The sequence below is a fragment of the Streptomyces virginiae genome (assembly GCF_000720455.1).
Lineage (GTDB): Bacteria > Actinomycetota > Actinomycetes > Streptomycetales > Streptomycetaceae > Streptomyces > Streptomyces virginiae.
The window spans coordinates 45,977-59,423 of the sequence record NZ_JOAK01000020.1 but is presented as its reverse complement, the minus strand read 5'-3'; the positions used below and the strand labels follow the sequence as shown (position 1 = coordinate 59,423).

Below are 13,447 nucleotides of genomic sequence, written 5' to 3'. Positions count from 1 at the left end.
GGAAATTCCTGCCCCGGCGCCGGATCGGATGCGGTCATGGCCCGCAGGTCACCTGGTCAGCCGCGTCCACATGATGGCATTCATGTATGAATCGGGCATCTACGTCGAACCGCATCCGTATCACGGGAAGGGACCGAAGACCCGTGAGAGCGATCGCAGCCACGACGAAAGGAACCGGGATGCGCCCGATCCAGGCGAAGGACCCTTCTGCGGCCGCGCCGTCGCCCGTCCCCCGCCTGACGGCTTCGTCGGACAACTCACCGCGGCCGAAGCGGCCGCAGCGGCCGCCGGACCCGGCGGCCGCCCGTACGGCGCACGCCCGTACGGCGGACGCCCGCACGGCGTACGGCACGAAGGCCCCGGCAGGCACCGGTGTCCCGGCGGCCGGCGCCGTCGACGAAGACGTGGCCGGTACCGTAGGAGGCGCACTGGAGCAGGTCCTCGCCGACCGGCTCGCACGGGCCGGTGCGCTGGACACCCTCTTCGCCGTCGAACTGGCCGGACGCGTGGCACGCTTCACCCGGGAAGGCGGCAAGCGCACCCGCTCGCAGCTCCTCTGGTGGTCGATGCGCGCCTGCGGCGGAGGCGACGAGCCGACCGTTGCCGCGACCCTGCGCATCGGGGCGGCGCTGGAACTGCTCCAGACCTGCGCCCTGGTCCACGACGACCTGATGGACGGATCGGCACTGCGCCGCGGCAGGCCGACCCTGCACGCCGATCTGCGCAACCGCTACGCCGGTTCCGCGCCGCCGGACCGTACCGCCCGTTTCGGGGAGGCGTCCGCGGTCCTCGCCGGGGACCTCGCACTCGCCTGGGCGGACGACGTCGTGGCGGAGACGGCGCTCGACGCGGCGTCGGCGGGCACAGTGCGCCGGGTGTGGAGCGACATGCGCACGGAGATGGTGGCGGGCCAGTTCCTCGACCTCCAGGGCCAGCTGACCGGCTCACGCTCCCGGCCGCAGGCCTTGCGCGCCGCGCACCTCAAGAGCGCGCTGTACTCGGTCCAGCGGCCCCTCGCGTTGGGCGCGGCCATGGCGGGCGCGGACGGCCGCACCACGCGGGCGCTGTGCTCCGCGGGGCGCTGTGTCGGCATGGCCTTCCAGTTGCGCGACGACCTCGACGACGTCTTCGGCGACCCCCACCTGACGGGCAAGAGCTGTGGGGACGACATCCGCAACGGAAAGCCGACCTTTCTGGCCGCGCTGGCGCTGGCGCGCGCCGAGGCCGCGGCCGACCGGCCGGCCATGACGGTACTCGAACGGGCGCTCGGCGATGAGGACCTGACGCCCGCCGGTCTCGACGAGGTGCGCGACGTCCTGGTACGGACCGGCGCCCGACAGGCGGTCGAGACGAAGATCGCCCGCCTGTCGGCCCGGGGACTGCGCCACTTCGACGGCGCCCTCCCCGATTCCGGTGCCAAGTCCCGTCTGCGCGGGCTGCTGACCGCGGCGACGGCCTCCCGGGCCACGGACGGCCCGCCCGACGGCGAACGTCCCGCACCCGCCGGGCCCCCGGAGGGCTCGGCGGCGCCGGAGGCCCGGCGGTGACGCGCACCGTGCGCGGCCGCACCGACCACGTGGTGGTCGTCGGGGCCGGTCTCGCCGGCCTGTCGGCGGCCCTCCACCTGTTGGGCGCCGGTCGCCGGGTGACCGTCGTCGAACGGGACGTTCTGCCCGGCGGGCGGGCGGGACGCCTCGATCTGAACGGCTACCGCATCGACACCGGGCCCACCGTGCTGACCATGCCCGACCTCGCCGACGAAGCCTTCGCGGCGGTCGGCGACAGCCTGTACCGGCGGGTCGACCTGATCCCGCTGCACCCGGCCTACCGGGCGTCGTTCGCGGACGGCAGCGCCCTGGACGTGCACACCGACGGCGAGGCGATGGCCGCGGAGGTCGAGCGGTTCGCCGGTGCGGGTGAGGCGGCCGGCTACCTGCGGCTGCGCGCCTGGCTGGAGCAGCTCCACCGGGCCCAGATGCGCCGCTTCATCGACGCGAACTTCGACTCCCCCCTAGACCTGCTCACCGGTGACCTCGCCCGGCTGGCCGCGCTCGGCGGCTTCGGCCGGATGGACCGGCGCATCGGTGGTTTCCTGAACGACGAGCGGCTGCGGCGGGTGTTCACCTTCCAGGCCCTCTACGCGGGCGTGCCACCGGCCCGGGCACTCGCCGCGTACGCCGTCATCGCGTACATGGACACGGTGGCCGGGGTGTACTTCCCGCGCGGCGGCATGCACGCCCTGCCGCAGGCCATGGCGGACGCCGCGGCCGACGCGGGCGCCGAGCTGAGGTTCGGCGAGCCGGTGACCCGGCTGGAACGCTCCGGCGAACGGATCACCGCCGTCATCACCGCGAAGGACCGCATCCCGTGCGACGCGGTCGTCCTCACCCCCGACCTGCCCGTCACCTACCGGCTCCTCGGCCGCCGTCCCGCCCGGCCGGTGCGGCTGCGGCACTCCCCTTCCGCCGTCGTGCTCCACGCGGGCACGCGCCGCACCTGGCCGCTCCTGGCCCACCACACGATCTCGTTCGGCGCCGCCTGGCACACCACGTTCGACGAACTCACCCGGCGTGGCCGCCTGATGAGCGATCCGTCCCTCCTCATCACCCGGCCCACGGCGACCGACCCCACGCTCGCCCCACCGGACCGCCATCTGCACTACATCCTCGCGCCCTGCCCCAACACCCGGATCGGGCCGGGCGGCGCCGCCTGGGGCGAACTCGGCCCGCGCTACCGGGCCGATCTCCTGCGCGAGCTGGAACGACGCGGCCTCGACGGCATCGAGGCGGCCATCGAGGACGAGTGCCTGGTCACCCCGGCGCAGTGGCTGGACCAGGGCCACGGCGCCGGAACCCCCTTCTCCGTGGCCCACACCTTCCTGCAGACGGGGCCCTTCCGGCCCCGCAACCTGGTCCGGGGCACCCGGAACGCCGTCCTCGCCGGCTGCGGCACCACCCCCGGCGTGGGCGTGCCCACCGTGCTCGTGTCGGGAAAACTGGCGGCAGCCCGGATCACCGGCACGTCCCGGCGCCCCTCCACCCACATCGAGGGGGCGACCCGTTGACCGCACGCGAACTCGACGCCGCGGGCATCACCGACCCGGTACTGCGCGCCGCGTACCACCGGTGCCGGGAACTCAACGCGGCACACGGAAAGACCTACTTCCTGGCCACCCGCCTGCTCCCCGCCGAACACCGGCCCGCCGTGCACGCCCTGTACGGCTTCGCCCGGTGGGCCGACGACATCGTCGACGCGACCGGCCCCGACACCGGCGACAGCAGCCTGCGCGGGGCCCGCCTGGCAGCGCTCCAGCAGCGTCTGCACAGCGGCTTGCGCCGGCAGGACGGCGATGAACCCGTGGTACTGGCCCTCGCCGACACCGCCCGCCGATACGCCATCGATCACCGCCACTTCCACGACTTCATGACGGCGATGCGCTCCGACCTGACGGTGACGGACTACCCCACCTACGCCGACCTGCGCGCCTACATGCACGGCTCGGCCGCGGTGATCGGCCTGCAGATGCTGCCGGTGTTGGGCACGGTGGTGCCGCCCGGGGAGGCCGAGCCGCACGCAGCGGCCCTCGGGGTGGCCTTCCAGCTCACCAACTTCCTCCGCGACGTCGGCGAAGACCTCGACCGGGGGCGCGTCTACCTGCCGGCCGACCTGCTCGCCGCGCACGGGGCCGACCGGCAGCTGCTGCGCCGCTGCCGGGACACGGGCCGTCAAGACCGCCGGGTACTGGCCGCCCTGAGGGAGTTCGAGGCGCTCACCCGCCGCGTCTACGCGGACGCACGGCCCGGCCTCGCCATGCTCGCCCCCGTCTCCCGGCCCTGCATCCGCACCGCGTACGTCCTCTACGGGAGCATCCTCGACGCCGTCGCCCGGGACGGCTACGCCGTGCTCCACCGCCGCGCCGTCGTACCGCGCCGCCGACGCGCCGCGGTCGCGGCCGGTGGCCTGGTCCGGCTGGCGGCGGCCAGGCTGCGCCACCGCGGGCGCTCCGCGGCGATGCGCCCGCCCGTGCCCCCGGCTCCCCCCGCCGACCCGTCCCGACCGGTCTCGCAGGAGGTCGTGTGAATCCGCAACCGTCCGCACGCAGGTCCCGGCTCCCCCTCTCGCTGCGCCGCGAGCCCGTTGCGTGGGACCGGCAGCGCCCGACCTGGCGCGACGCGAGGCCGAGCCTGATCGCCGAGGCGTTGAAGCGGGCGCAGGCCCGGCCGTCGGGGAACTGGTACGTCGTGGGGGCGACCGCCGACCTGAGCCAGGACCGGCCGCTGGCCCGTACCGTGGCCGACCACGAGCTGGTCCTCTGGCGCGGCGCCGACGGGCGGCTGCACGCGGGACCCGGTGTCTGCCCGCACCTCGGAGCGCCCCTCGCGGACAGCCCCGTCCGGTGCGGGACGCTGGTGTGCCACTGGCACGGACTCGCCCTCGACGGCTCCGCGTTCGCGGGCTGGGAGCCACTGCCCGCGTTCGACGACGGCATCCTCCTGTGGGTGCGCCTCGACGAGATCGGCGGGGAGGTGCCGCTGGACGCCCCCGTCGTACCGGGCCGCCCGGCCCCCGCCCGCGGGGTGACGGCCGTGTACGAAGGCACCGGGGTCTGCGAGCCCGAGGACGTCGTCGCCAACCGGCTGGATCCGTGGCACGGCGCCTGGCTCCACCCCTATTCGTTCGTGGACCTGACGGTGGTCGGCTCACCCGAGGCGGATGACGGCCCGGACCACCTGGAGGTCGAGGTCTCCTTCAAGGTGGCCGGCCGGCTCGTGGTGCCGGTGCGGGCGACGTTCGCCGCGCCCGAACCGCGGACCGTCGTCATGCGGATCACCGGAGGGGAGGGCGCGGGCTCGACGGTGGAGACCCACGCGACCCCGCTCGGGCCGGACGACCGGGGCCGTCCCCGCACGGCGGTGATCGAAGCCGTCGTGGCCGCCTCCGACCGCGCGGGCTTCGCGTTCGTCCGGCGGGCCGCCCCGCTGCTGCGCCCGGTGATGCGCGCGGCGGCGGCCCGGTTGTGGCGGGACGACCTCGCCTACGCCGAACGCCGCTGGTCCCTGCGCTCGACGGGCCGGTTCCCGGGCTGAGGCGAAATGACCCCACGCCGCAGCGTGATGAGAAGCGGGGGCGTGCTCCTACTCCCTACAGCAGGACCGGGAGCGCTTCGAGGCCGCGCATCAGGCGGGTCTGCCGCCAGCGCAGATCCTCGCCGGGCACGGCGAGCCGTATCGCGGGGAAGCGGGTGAGCAGGGCGCGCAGTGCGATCTCGCCCTCGGCCCGGGCCAGCGGGGCTCCGAGACAGCGGTGGATGCCGTGCCCGAAGGCCAGGTGCGACGTGGCTTCACGGGCGAGGTCGAGCCGGTCGGGGCAGGCGAACCTGGCGGGGTCGCGGTTGGCTGCGCCCGGTGCGATGAGAACGGGCACGCCCGCGGGGATGTCCGTGCCGCCGAGGGTGAGGGCTTCCGTGCTGTGGCGGAAGGTGGCGATGCCGACGGGAGAGTCGAGGCGGAGCAGTTCGTCGAGGGCGGTCGGGATGAGTTCGGGTGCTTCCCGCAACCGTGCGAGCGCGTCAGGATGCCGCATGAGCGCGAGGAGGGCGTTGCCGATGAAGTTGGTCGTCGTCTCGTGCCCGGCGACGAGCAACAGCACGGCGAGCGACACCACTTCGGCTTCGGTGAGCCGGCCTTCGTCATCGAGGACGACCAGGTCGTGGAGGAGTCCCCCGTCGGGGGCGCTCCGCTTCGATGCCACGAGCTGGGCCATGTAGCCGGCGAGGGAGTGGGAAGCGGAGTCGATCCGATCGGGCCGGCCGGCGGCGAACAGGTCGTTAGACCACTGGGCGACCGTGCTCCGGTCGCTGTCGGGAACGCCGAGGAGTTCACAGATCACCGTGACGGGCAGCGGGACGGCGAGGCGCGCCACCAGGTCGACCTGCATGCCTGGTTCCCAGTCGGACAGCAGCCCGTCGACCACGTCGGTGATGCAGGGGCGCAGCCGAGCCACCGGCCCTGCGGTGAAGGCGGGCCCCACGGCCTTCCGCACGCGGGTGTGCTGCGGAGGGTCGGTGGCCAGCATGCTCTGGGAGACCGCCGGGTGCAGGTTGCGCCCCGAAGGCCGGCCGGCGAAGAAGCGGCCGGTGTCCTTCGAAAGCCGGGGATCGGCGAACGCCTCCCGCGCCTCGGCGTAGCCGGTGACGACGTAGCTGTGGTGTCCGCCGGAGCCGGCCGGCACCTTCTGGACGGGGCCGGCGCTGCGCAGCTCGTCGTACACCGGGTAGGGGTCCTGGAAGAACCGCGGGTCCTGCAGTGGGTTGGTCATACCCCTGAGGCTGCAGCAGGAGCCGCCGGCGCGACGTCAGCGACGCGCAGTTCGGGTCCCGCGCGCAGGGCGGCCCCCTGGCCAAGGTGTGGGCGGGGGCCCGGATGGCGGGTCGGCGGATCGGCTGGCAACCTGGAGGTGAAGCCGTAGCGGCGGGCGATGCCATGTGCCGCCACTGGCGCGACGTGGCACACCTCCACCGCCGGAAACCACAGTTCGTGTTCGCAGGAGGTGGACCTCCTTGGACAGGCACGCTTCACTCACCAGAACCGCACGGAACCTCGCTGTCGCCGGAGTCCTGTCGGCTGCGTTGCTACCCGTGTCGGCGGCGCCGGCGACGGCCGCCGCGTGCGACGCCGCAGCCGCTGCCCGCGCCCCGAGCAGCAGCAACGACGCCGCCGCGCGCAATGCGGTGATCTGCCTCATCAACGCCCAGCGCACGCAACGGGGGCTGCCCGCCCTCACCACGAACCAGGCCCTGACGACCGCGGCGCAGCAGCACTCCGCCGCCGCCGTGCAACTGAAGTGGTGGGGACCGGGCAAGGACTCCCACCGCAACCCGCAGACCGGCTCGACCCCGCAGAGCCGGATCAAGGCGGCGGGCTACTGCCCGAACCCCAGGTCATGGGGCGTCGCCGAAATCACGTACACCGGCTGGGGCGGCTCGGGAACACCGAATGCCGCGGTCAACTGGTGGATGAACGTCAGCACGTGGGGCCACCGCCAGATCATCCTCGATCCGTCGATGCGGGAGATAGGCGCCTGGGCCCAGCCCGGTTCGGCCGACCCGGCCGGCGCCGGCGCGAGCCAGGCCGGAACCTACGTCGTGACCTTCGGCCGCTGCCAGCAGTGACCGCTCCCCCGGTCCTGCATCCGGCCGTGGGTTCCTCCGTACCGGTCAGTCCTCCCAGTCCTCGTCGTCGCCGCCGCGCATGGTGCGCCACCCTTCGAGGTTCTTCAGCGCTTCCCGCGCCAACTGGGCGTACTGCACCGGGCATTCCCACAGCTCGCGGGCCGAGAGCTCGGCGGGCACCGGGGTGTCGGGGTGGTCGTCCGGCGCGTACAGGTGGACCACCGCGCGGTACCGGGACCGCGCGGTGTCGCCGACGGTGGACCAGGGGTGCTGCGGATGCTCGCAGGAGACGTCCAGGTCGATGGTGGCGAGCGCGGCGGCCAGGTCGCGCGCGTACGAGGGCGGCAGCCCCCCGTACGACTGGGCGATGCCCATCCACAGGCACAGGAACAGGCCGATCCGCTCCTCGTCCCGCACCTGTCCGGTGAGCCAACGGCGGGCGGACCACAGGGCGACCGGGCCGGTGTTGTGCTCCCAGCTACGGCTGATCCCCTTCTGCATGGCGGCGATGTCGAGGCGGCCGTCGTCCCGGACGAACTGCGCGTCCAGATGGGAGACGTCAATGCTGCCGAAGAGCTCCTGGTGCGCCTCGCGCAGGCGGCCCAGGGCCTCGTCGGCGAGGTCCGCGAGGAACACCCCGCAGTCGAAGGCCGCCAGTTCGTCCTCGTCGAGACCGTAGTCCTCGGCGAACGCGGCCCGGCCGGCCTCGGTCAGCAGGCTCACTCCGGCCTCGACCTCGTACTCGGCGTCCAGGTCCGCGGGGTTGACGCCTCCCGGGCAGGCGCAGGCGGTCCGGTCCGACTGCGCACGGAGTCCGTCCAGGGCCCGCGTGTACGACGCGAACAGGGACTTGCTGAAGACGCGTGCGGAGACGTACCAGCAGGTGGCGTGCAGCAGGATCGTGTACCCGGTCCGCTCCCTGCGGCCCTCCGGGGAGGTGGCGTCGCGGCCGAGCGCCTCCGCCGCGTCGTCGGCGAGGACGGCGAGGGTCGACTCGGGATCCACATAGGGGTAGTCGCTGACGATCCCCGACAGGTCGGAGATCAGTTCACGGTGGTCGGCAGACAGCGTAGGTATCACTTCAGTCACATCCGTAACCGACGACCGCGCAGGCCGGACGGTTCCCGGCCCACCCCCGAAGCGTCTTGAACGCGTTCAACTCATCTGGCATGGCGGTTCCCGATGAACCGGCGAGAGCGACGGGAACGGGATCCGCCCTTCTTCGTGACCGGCTTCCACGACGAGCAGAGGGGCGGCGCTGCATGATCATCGCCTTGTTCGTGTTCCTGGCGGTCGGCGTCCTGGCGGCCGCCGCTCCGGGCGCGGTCCTCGGATACGCGTTCGCCGCCGTGAGCGGCGGACTGTCGCACGGCAAGAGGGTCGGAGCGCTGCTCCTGCTGGCAGCGGCCTCAGCCTCCGCGTGGCTGACCGTGGCGGGAGCCGACAACACGTGGCGACTCCCCACGGTGACGGTGTCGTTCATCGCGACGCTCGTCTCCGGCGCGACGTTCCTCGGACGTGAAGCCAACAGACTGCGCGCTGCCCGCTTCCGCACCGGGCCGCGGCCCAACTGGCAGCCACCGGCCGGTCCCCACGGTGGCCGGTGAGGCAGGTGCCGCCGCCCCTGGCGGGAGCCCTACCCCCCTTGCGTGATCGACGCCCGGCCGGCCCCACGCTTGTCGTCTCCTTGACGATATTCCCCGCTCCCGTTATCGTCGCACTGACGAAATGAAGGGGGTTCGCCATGGCCGACATCACCCGGCGCCTTGGCTGGCGTCATCTGCGCTCCGCGCCCACCGCCCACATCCGCCACCACAGGCGCGGCCGGCTCGTCCACGACGGGCGGGGGCTCAGCTTCTGGTACCGGTCGCTGTCGGCGGCGCTGTCCGAAGTGCCGGTCGACGACCGGGAGCTGGCCATGGCGTTCCACGCCCGTACGGCCGACTTCCAGGACGTCACCGTGCAGGCCACCGTCACCTACCGGATCAGCGACCCGGCCCAGGCGGCCGAGCGGCTCGACTTCTCCGTCGACCCGGACACCGGGAGCTGGCGCGGATCGCCCTTGGAGCAGATCGCCACCCTCCTCACCGAGACCGCGCAGCAGCACACGCTGGACGTACTGGCCCGCATCCCGCTGGCGGACGCCCTGGTGGACGGCGTCGCCTCCGTACGCCAGCGGGTCGCCGACGGGCTCGCCGCCGAGCCGCGGCTCCCGGCCACCGGCATCGACGTGGTGGCCGTGCGGGTCGTCGCGATCCGTCCCGAGGCCGAGGTGGAGCGCGCCCTGCGCACCCCGGCCCGCGAGCAGATCCAGCAGGAGGCGGACCGGGCCACCTACGAACGCCGGGCCGTGGCCGTCGAGCGCGAACGCGCCATCGCCGAGAACGAGCTGGCCAGTCAGATCGAACTGGCTCGGCGCGAGGAGCAGTTGGTCGATCAGCGCGGCATCAACACCCGCCGTGAGGCCGAGGAACAGGCGGCGGCGGACAGGGTCAGGACCGAGGCCGAGGCGGCCCGCAAGGTCCGCCTGGCCCGCGCGGACGCCGAGGCGGCGCGCGAGGTCGGCGCGGCGCGCGCCGAGGCCCAGGCCGCCTGGCTGCGGGTGCACGGCGAAGCCGACGCGGGCACGCTGCACGCCCTGGCCGCGACCCGGCTGGCGGAGAACCTGCCGCGGATCGAGAGCATCACGCTCTCCCCCGACGTCCTGACCGGCCTCCTCACCAGGCTCGGGCGTCCGGAAGGCGGGGCGGGGGCGTGAGCCTGGCCCCGCGGGCGGTACTCGTACACCGCAGGACCGAGTACGAGGAGCTGCTCGCCCGGCACGGCACGCACGGGCAGGCGGCGTTCTTCCTCTCCAGCCGGGGCCGCTCGATCGACGAGGTGGTCGGCCGCCACGACCGTACGCGGCAGGCGCTGCGGGACGTGGCGGCGGCGGTACCGCTGACCTGGCGCAGCTCCCGGGTGGAGCGGGCGGACCTGGACCGCTTCCTGTTCGCCCCGGAGGACGTGGTGGTCGTGGTCGGCCAGGACGGTCTGGTCGCCAACACCGCGAAGTACCTTTCCGGGCAGCCGGTGGTGGGCATCGACACCGACCCGGGGCGCAATCCGGGGGTGCTGGTCCGTCACCGCTGCGCCGACGCCGGCCCCCTGCTGCGTGCCGCGACCGCCGCCGGGGGCCGGGCGGAGGAGCTGACCATGGTCGAGGCCGTCGCCGACGATGCCCAGCGCCTGCTCGCGCTGAACGAGATCTACCTGGGCCCGCCCGGCCACCAGACGGCCCGCTACCGCCTGGGCCCCGACGGCGAGAACGGCCCGGGCGAGGCGCAGGCGTCCTCCGGGGTGCTGGTGGGGACCGGCACGGGCGCCACCGGCTGGCTGCGCTCCCTGTGGCTGGAGCGCGGCGGCACCACGGGGCTGCCCGCACCGTGCGAGGAGCGGCTCCTGTGGTTCGTACGCGAGGCCTGGCCCTCGCCCGCGACCGGAACATCGCGGGTCACCGGCGAACTCGGGCGGGGACAGGGCCTGCGGCTGACCGTGGAGTCGGACCGGATCGTGGTGTTCGGCGACGGAATGGAGTCCGACGCCCTGGAACTGACCTGGGGTCAGAGCGTACGGCTGGGCATCGCGGAAACGTCGCTGCGCCTGGTGACGTAAAGGCGGCGGCGCGGGCCGTGCGCAGGACGGACGGCCGCGTCACTCCTCGTTGAGCCAGCCGCATACGTAGTACTGCTGGTCCGCGTCCCGCTCGATGATCCACTGGTTGAGGACGTCCCCTGCGGGCTTCCCGGTCTCGGGATCGCGCCGCGTGATCCTCGCTTCCACGCTGAGCTGGTTCATGTTCGGGGGGACCTCGTAGGGCTGGAGTTCCCAGCGGTCCACGAAATAGCCGTTGAGGACGAATCCGAGCAGGCCCGCTCTCAGCCGGGGGCAGGTGCCTCGGCGCAGCGAGGTCATGTCGTGGTCGGCCAGGCCGTTCATGTAGAGGGCGAAGACGCTCTCGACGGCTTGGCGGTCGAGAGGGGTGCGGGTGGGACCGGTGGTGGGGACGGGTGGCGCAGCCGGAGTGGCGGAGGAGGGAGACGGGGACGGGGAGTGGAGGGTGGGCGCCGTGGCGTCGCCCGCGCGGGTGCGCCCGGTGCCGTCGTCGGGGGATCCGGACGCCGGTAACCACCACGGCATCGCGATCACTGCGGCCACCGAGGCCGCCGCCAGGCCGCCCGCCAAGTACCTCCGCCGGGCAGGGCGGACGGGCCCGGGCGCCGGCGGTGTCGGCCGTCCGGCTCCGGGGCCGCCGCCCTGCGGGGCTCCGAGCCGCAGCGTGGACGCGGAGGTCGGGGCGGGGTCCGGCCGGGACGGATCCGTTCCGCCCGCCGGTCCGACGAGCAGGTCGTACGCCTCCTGTGCGGTGAGGCGCTGCGCCGGGTCCTTGCGGAGCAGGCCCGTCAGTACGGGGCCCAGCTCCCCGGCACGGACGGCGGGGGCCGGCTCCTCGGTGGCGACGGCGACGAAGACGGCCCAGGACCCGGAGCCGCTGAACGGCGGCTGCCCCTCCACGGCGGTGAACAGCGTCGCGCCCAGGGACCACAGGTCGGACGCGGCGGTCGCCGGAAGCCCCCGCACCTGCTCGGGGGCCATGTAGACCGGGGTCCCCATGAGGGCTCCCGAACGGGTCAGGCCGGGCTCGCCCTCCACCGCGGCTATCCCGAAGTCGGTCAGCACCACCCGGTCGCCTTCGAGCAGCACGTTTGCGGGCTTGATGTCGCGGTGGGTGACGCCCGTGGCGTGTACGGCGCGCAGCGCGTCCAGGACCTGCAGGCCGATCCTGGCCACCCTGGCCGGCGCAAGCGGACCCTCGTCCTTGATCAGGTCGTCCAGGGACCGGCCGTGGACGAGTTCCATCACGATCCAGGGCCGGCCGTCGTCGCCGGTTGTCCGGTCGTGAACGGTGATGACCCCCGGGTGTTTCAGCCGGGCGGCCGCGCGCGCCTCGCGGTCCAGCCTGCCGATCCAGGCCTCGCGCCCGGACGCGTCGAGGTCGTCGGGAAGCCGGAGTTCCTTGAGGGCGACCTCCCGGTCGAGTTGCTCGTCATGAGCCCGCCAGACGGTCCCCATGCCGCCCTGGCCGAGCAGTTCGGCCAGCCGGTACCGTCCGGCCAGCAGTCGTCCGCGATCGTGAGTCACGCCCGGAACGTAACCCAACCCGCCTGGTCCTGAAAACGGCCCCCGGGACAGCCGACGGACCAGCGGACGGCGGTGGGCAGCGGCAGGCGGTGGCCAAGGCCCACGGTGACGTCAGGCCCGCGCGTACGGGCCCTCGGTCGCCATCGTGTTCTGCATCGCCGTCAGCCTGCGGACGAAGAGGACGGCGAGCACGCCGGCGGCCATGGTGGCCAGGTCGCAGACGATCCCGAGCTTCCCGGCCGCGAGCAGTTCGTCCACGGTGTCGGCCCCCATGTAGATCCGGCTGAAGACGCGGCCCCCGGTCGCCGCGAGGACCCAGACCACCCACCAGGACGTCAGCAGCCCGGCGGGCGCCGTGCGGTCGGAGCCGTCGGGGCCGCGCTGGGTGCTGGCCCGCCAGGTCTGCCGGGCGATCTGGTAGGGCATGAACAAGTGCGCCACGGGGATGAACCAGGCGCCGATGGCCCAGCCGCGGCCGAGGGTGAAGGCATCGGGGCGGAAGATGCCGCCGTTGCTGCGCACCCGGTGGAACCAGATGATGAAGACGACGATGGTGGGCAGCACCGTGAGCACCTGGAGCAGTCCGGCGACGATGGTGAGCGCGGCGGACAGACCGATTTCGAGGTCGTCGAAGTGGGTGTCCCCCGCGAACCCCCGCATCCACGACTGCTCGTACGCGCCGGCTCCGGCGGAGAAGAGGTGTACACCCGCCGCGGCACCGAGCAGCCAGGTCAGGGCCGTCGCGAGGCCCTTCGGGGAGCGCAGCTCGCCCTGGGGCGCGGGCGGAGCCATGGGGACGGGCCCACCGGGGTAGCCGTAGCCCTGCTGGGGCACCTGGTACGGGGCCGGACCGGGCTGCGGGTACGGCTGCGGAGGCGGCGGTGAGCCGGGCGCGCTGAAGGACATGACGGTGGACCCCCCACGGGAACGGATGACATGCGGACGGGCCCCGGCCCGGCGGGCGGGGGCCCCGGAGAAGATATGCCGGTCCCCTGCCCGCAGTCCAGGCGGTTTCTGCTGGTCAGAGAGTACGGAGACGGTGGCCCTGGCCGCCTGGAAGCGGAACCGGGGCCACCGCAGGTGCCTACTCCTGAC

Annotated in this window: 12 protein-coding genes; 8 read left to right on the top strand and 4 right to left on the bottom strand. The window is 73.6% G+C overall.

What is annotated here, in order from left to right; translation table 11 throughout:
* Positions 1-179 precede the first annotated feature (179 nt).
* From IG86_RS0126275 to IG86_RS0126260, 4 genes are read left to right on the top strand one after another with little or no spacing between them, the layout of a single operon-like run.
* Positions 180-1,547, top strand: a complete 1,368-nt coding sequence (locus tag IG86_RS0126275; RefSeq protein ID WP_045936542.1) for a polyprenyl synthetase family protein — start codon at positions 180-182, stop codon at positions 1,545-1,547.
* Positions 1,544-3,064: a phytoene desaturase family protein gene (crtI, locus tag IG86_RS0126270; RefSeq protein WP_030900123.1), complete on the top strand. Its 1,521-nt coding sequence runs from the start codon at positions 1,544-1,546 to the stop codon at positions 3,062-3,064. Before IG86_RS0126275 ends, crtI begins: the two co-directional genes overlap by 4 nt.
* Positions 3,061-4,080, top strand: coding sequence for a phytoene/squalene synthase family protein (locus IG86_RS0126265; protein WP_030828835.1), 1,020 nt, complete (start codon positions 3,061-3,063; stop codon positions 4,078-4,080). The genes crtI and IG86_RS0126265 overlap by 4 nt, the downstream gene beginning before the upstream one ends.
* Positions 4,077-5,087, top strand: coding sequence for a Rieske (2Fe-2S) protein (locus IG86_RS0126260; RefSeq protein WP_030900120.1), 1,011 nt, complete (start codon positions 4,077-4,079; stop codon positions 5,085-5,087). The genes IG86_RS0126265 and IG86_RS0126260 overlap by 4 nt, the downstream gene beginning before the upstream one ends.
* Positions 5,088-5,142: 55 nt before the next feature.
* On the opposite strand, the gene IG86_RS0126255 is transcribed toward IG86_RS0126260, so the two are convergent.
* The gene (locus tag IG86_RS0126255; RefSeq protein WP_030900118.1) at positions 5,143-6,318 is read right to left on the bottom strand and encodes a cytochrome P450 family protein; all 1,176 of its coding nucleotides are present in this window, start codon (positions 6,316-6,318) and stop codon (positions 5,143-5,145) included.
* Positions 6,319-6,637: 319 nt separating this feature from the next.
* Here IG86_RS0126255 and IG86_RS0126250 point away from each other — a divergent pair, with 319 nt between their 5' ends.
* Positions 6,638-7,171, top strand: coding sequence for a CAP domain-containing protein (locus IG86_RS0126250; protein ID WP_234316039.1), 534 nt, complete (start codon positions 6,638-6,640; stop codon positions 7,169-7,171).
* Between the two features lie 45 nt (positions 7,172-7,216).
* Here the strand turns inward: IG86_RS0126250 and IG86_RS0126245 are convergent, their stop codons facing one another.
* Positions 7,217-8,251 (bottom strand): hypothetical protein, encoded by a 1,035-nt coding sequence (locus IG86_RS0126245; RefSeq protein ID WP_078906040.1) that lies wholly within the window; start codon positions 8,249-8,251, stop codon positions 7,217-7,219.
* A 182-nt stretch (positions 8,252-8,433) separates the two neighbouring features.
* Here IG86_RS0126245 and IG86_RS0126240 point away from each other — a divergent pair, with 182 nt between their 5' ends.
* The 3 genes from IG86_RS0126240 (at position 8,434) to IG86_RS0126230 (ending at position 10,825) form a co-directional block, all read left to right on the top strand.
* Complete coding sequence (locus tag IG86_RS0126240; protein WP_030900113.1) at positions 8,434-8,778, top strand: hypothetical protein; 345 nt, start codon at positions 8,434-8,436, stop codon at positions 8,776-8,778.
* A 137-nt stretch (positions 8,779-8,915) separates the two neighbouring features.
* Positions 8,916-9,929, top strand: a complete 1,014-nt coding sequence (locus IG86_RS0126235; RefSeq protein ID WP_030652773.1) for an SPFH domain-containing protein — start codon at positions 8,916-8,918, stop codon at positions 9,927-9,929.
* Positions 9,926-10,825 carry an inorganic polyphosphate kinase gene (locus tag IG86_RS0126230; protein ID WP_030828817.1) on the top strand — a complete coding sequence of 300 codons (900 nt, stop codon included), beginning with the start codon at positions 9,926-9,928 and terminating at the stop codon, positions 10,823-10,825. The genes IG86_RS0126235 and IG86_RS0126230 overlap by 4 nt, the downstream gene beginning before the upstream one ends.
* Positions 10,826-10,864: 39 nt before the next feature.
* Here the strand turns inward: IG86_RS0126230 and IG86_RS44590 are convergent, their stop codons facing one another.
* Together IG86_RS44590 and IG86_RS39050 are read right to left on the bottom strand one after the other, a co-directional pair.
* Entirely contained in the window at positions 10,865-12,352 is a 1,488-nt protein-coding gene (locus IG86_RS44590) for a serine/threonine-protein kinase (RefSeq protein ID WP_051785412.1), read from the bottom strand.
* A 111-nt stretch (positions 12,353-12,463) separates the two neighbouring features.
* Positions 12,464-13,258 (bottom strand): DUF4328 domain-containing protein, encoded by a 795-nt coding sequence (locus IG86_RS39050; protein WP_051785411.1) that lies wholly within the window; start codon positions 13,256-13,258, stop codon positions 12,464-12,466.
* Positions 13,259-13,447 lie beyond the last annotated feature (189 nt).

What these genes read in the sequence shown, in the direction of transcription:
- IG86_RS0126275 (WP_045936542.1), top strand. Translation starts at nt 180, where the DNA reads ATGCGCCCGATCCAGGCGAAGGACCCTTCTGCGGCCGCGCCGTCGCCC.
- IG86_RS39050 (WP_051785411.1), bottom strand. Translation starts at nt 13,258, where the DNA reads ATGTCCTTCAGCGCGCCCGGCTCACCGCCGCCTCCGCAGCCGTACCCG.
- IG86_RS0126235 (WP_030652773.1), top strand. Translation starts at nt 8,916, where the DNA reads ATGGCCGACATCACCCGGCGCCTTGGCTGGCGTCATCTGCGCTCCGCG.
- IG86_RS0126240 (WP_030900113.1), top strand. Translation starts at nt 8,434, where the DNA reads ATGATCATCGCCTTGTTCGTGTTCCTGGCGGTCGGCGTCCTGGCGGCC.
- IG86_RS0126255 (WP_030900118.1), bottom strand. Translation starts at nt 6,318, where the DNA reads ATGACCAACCCACTGCAGGACCCGCGGTTCTTCCAGGACCCCTACCCG.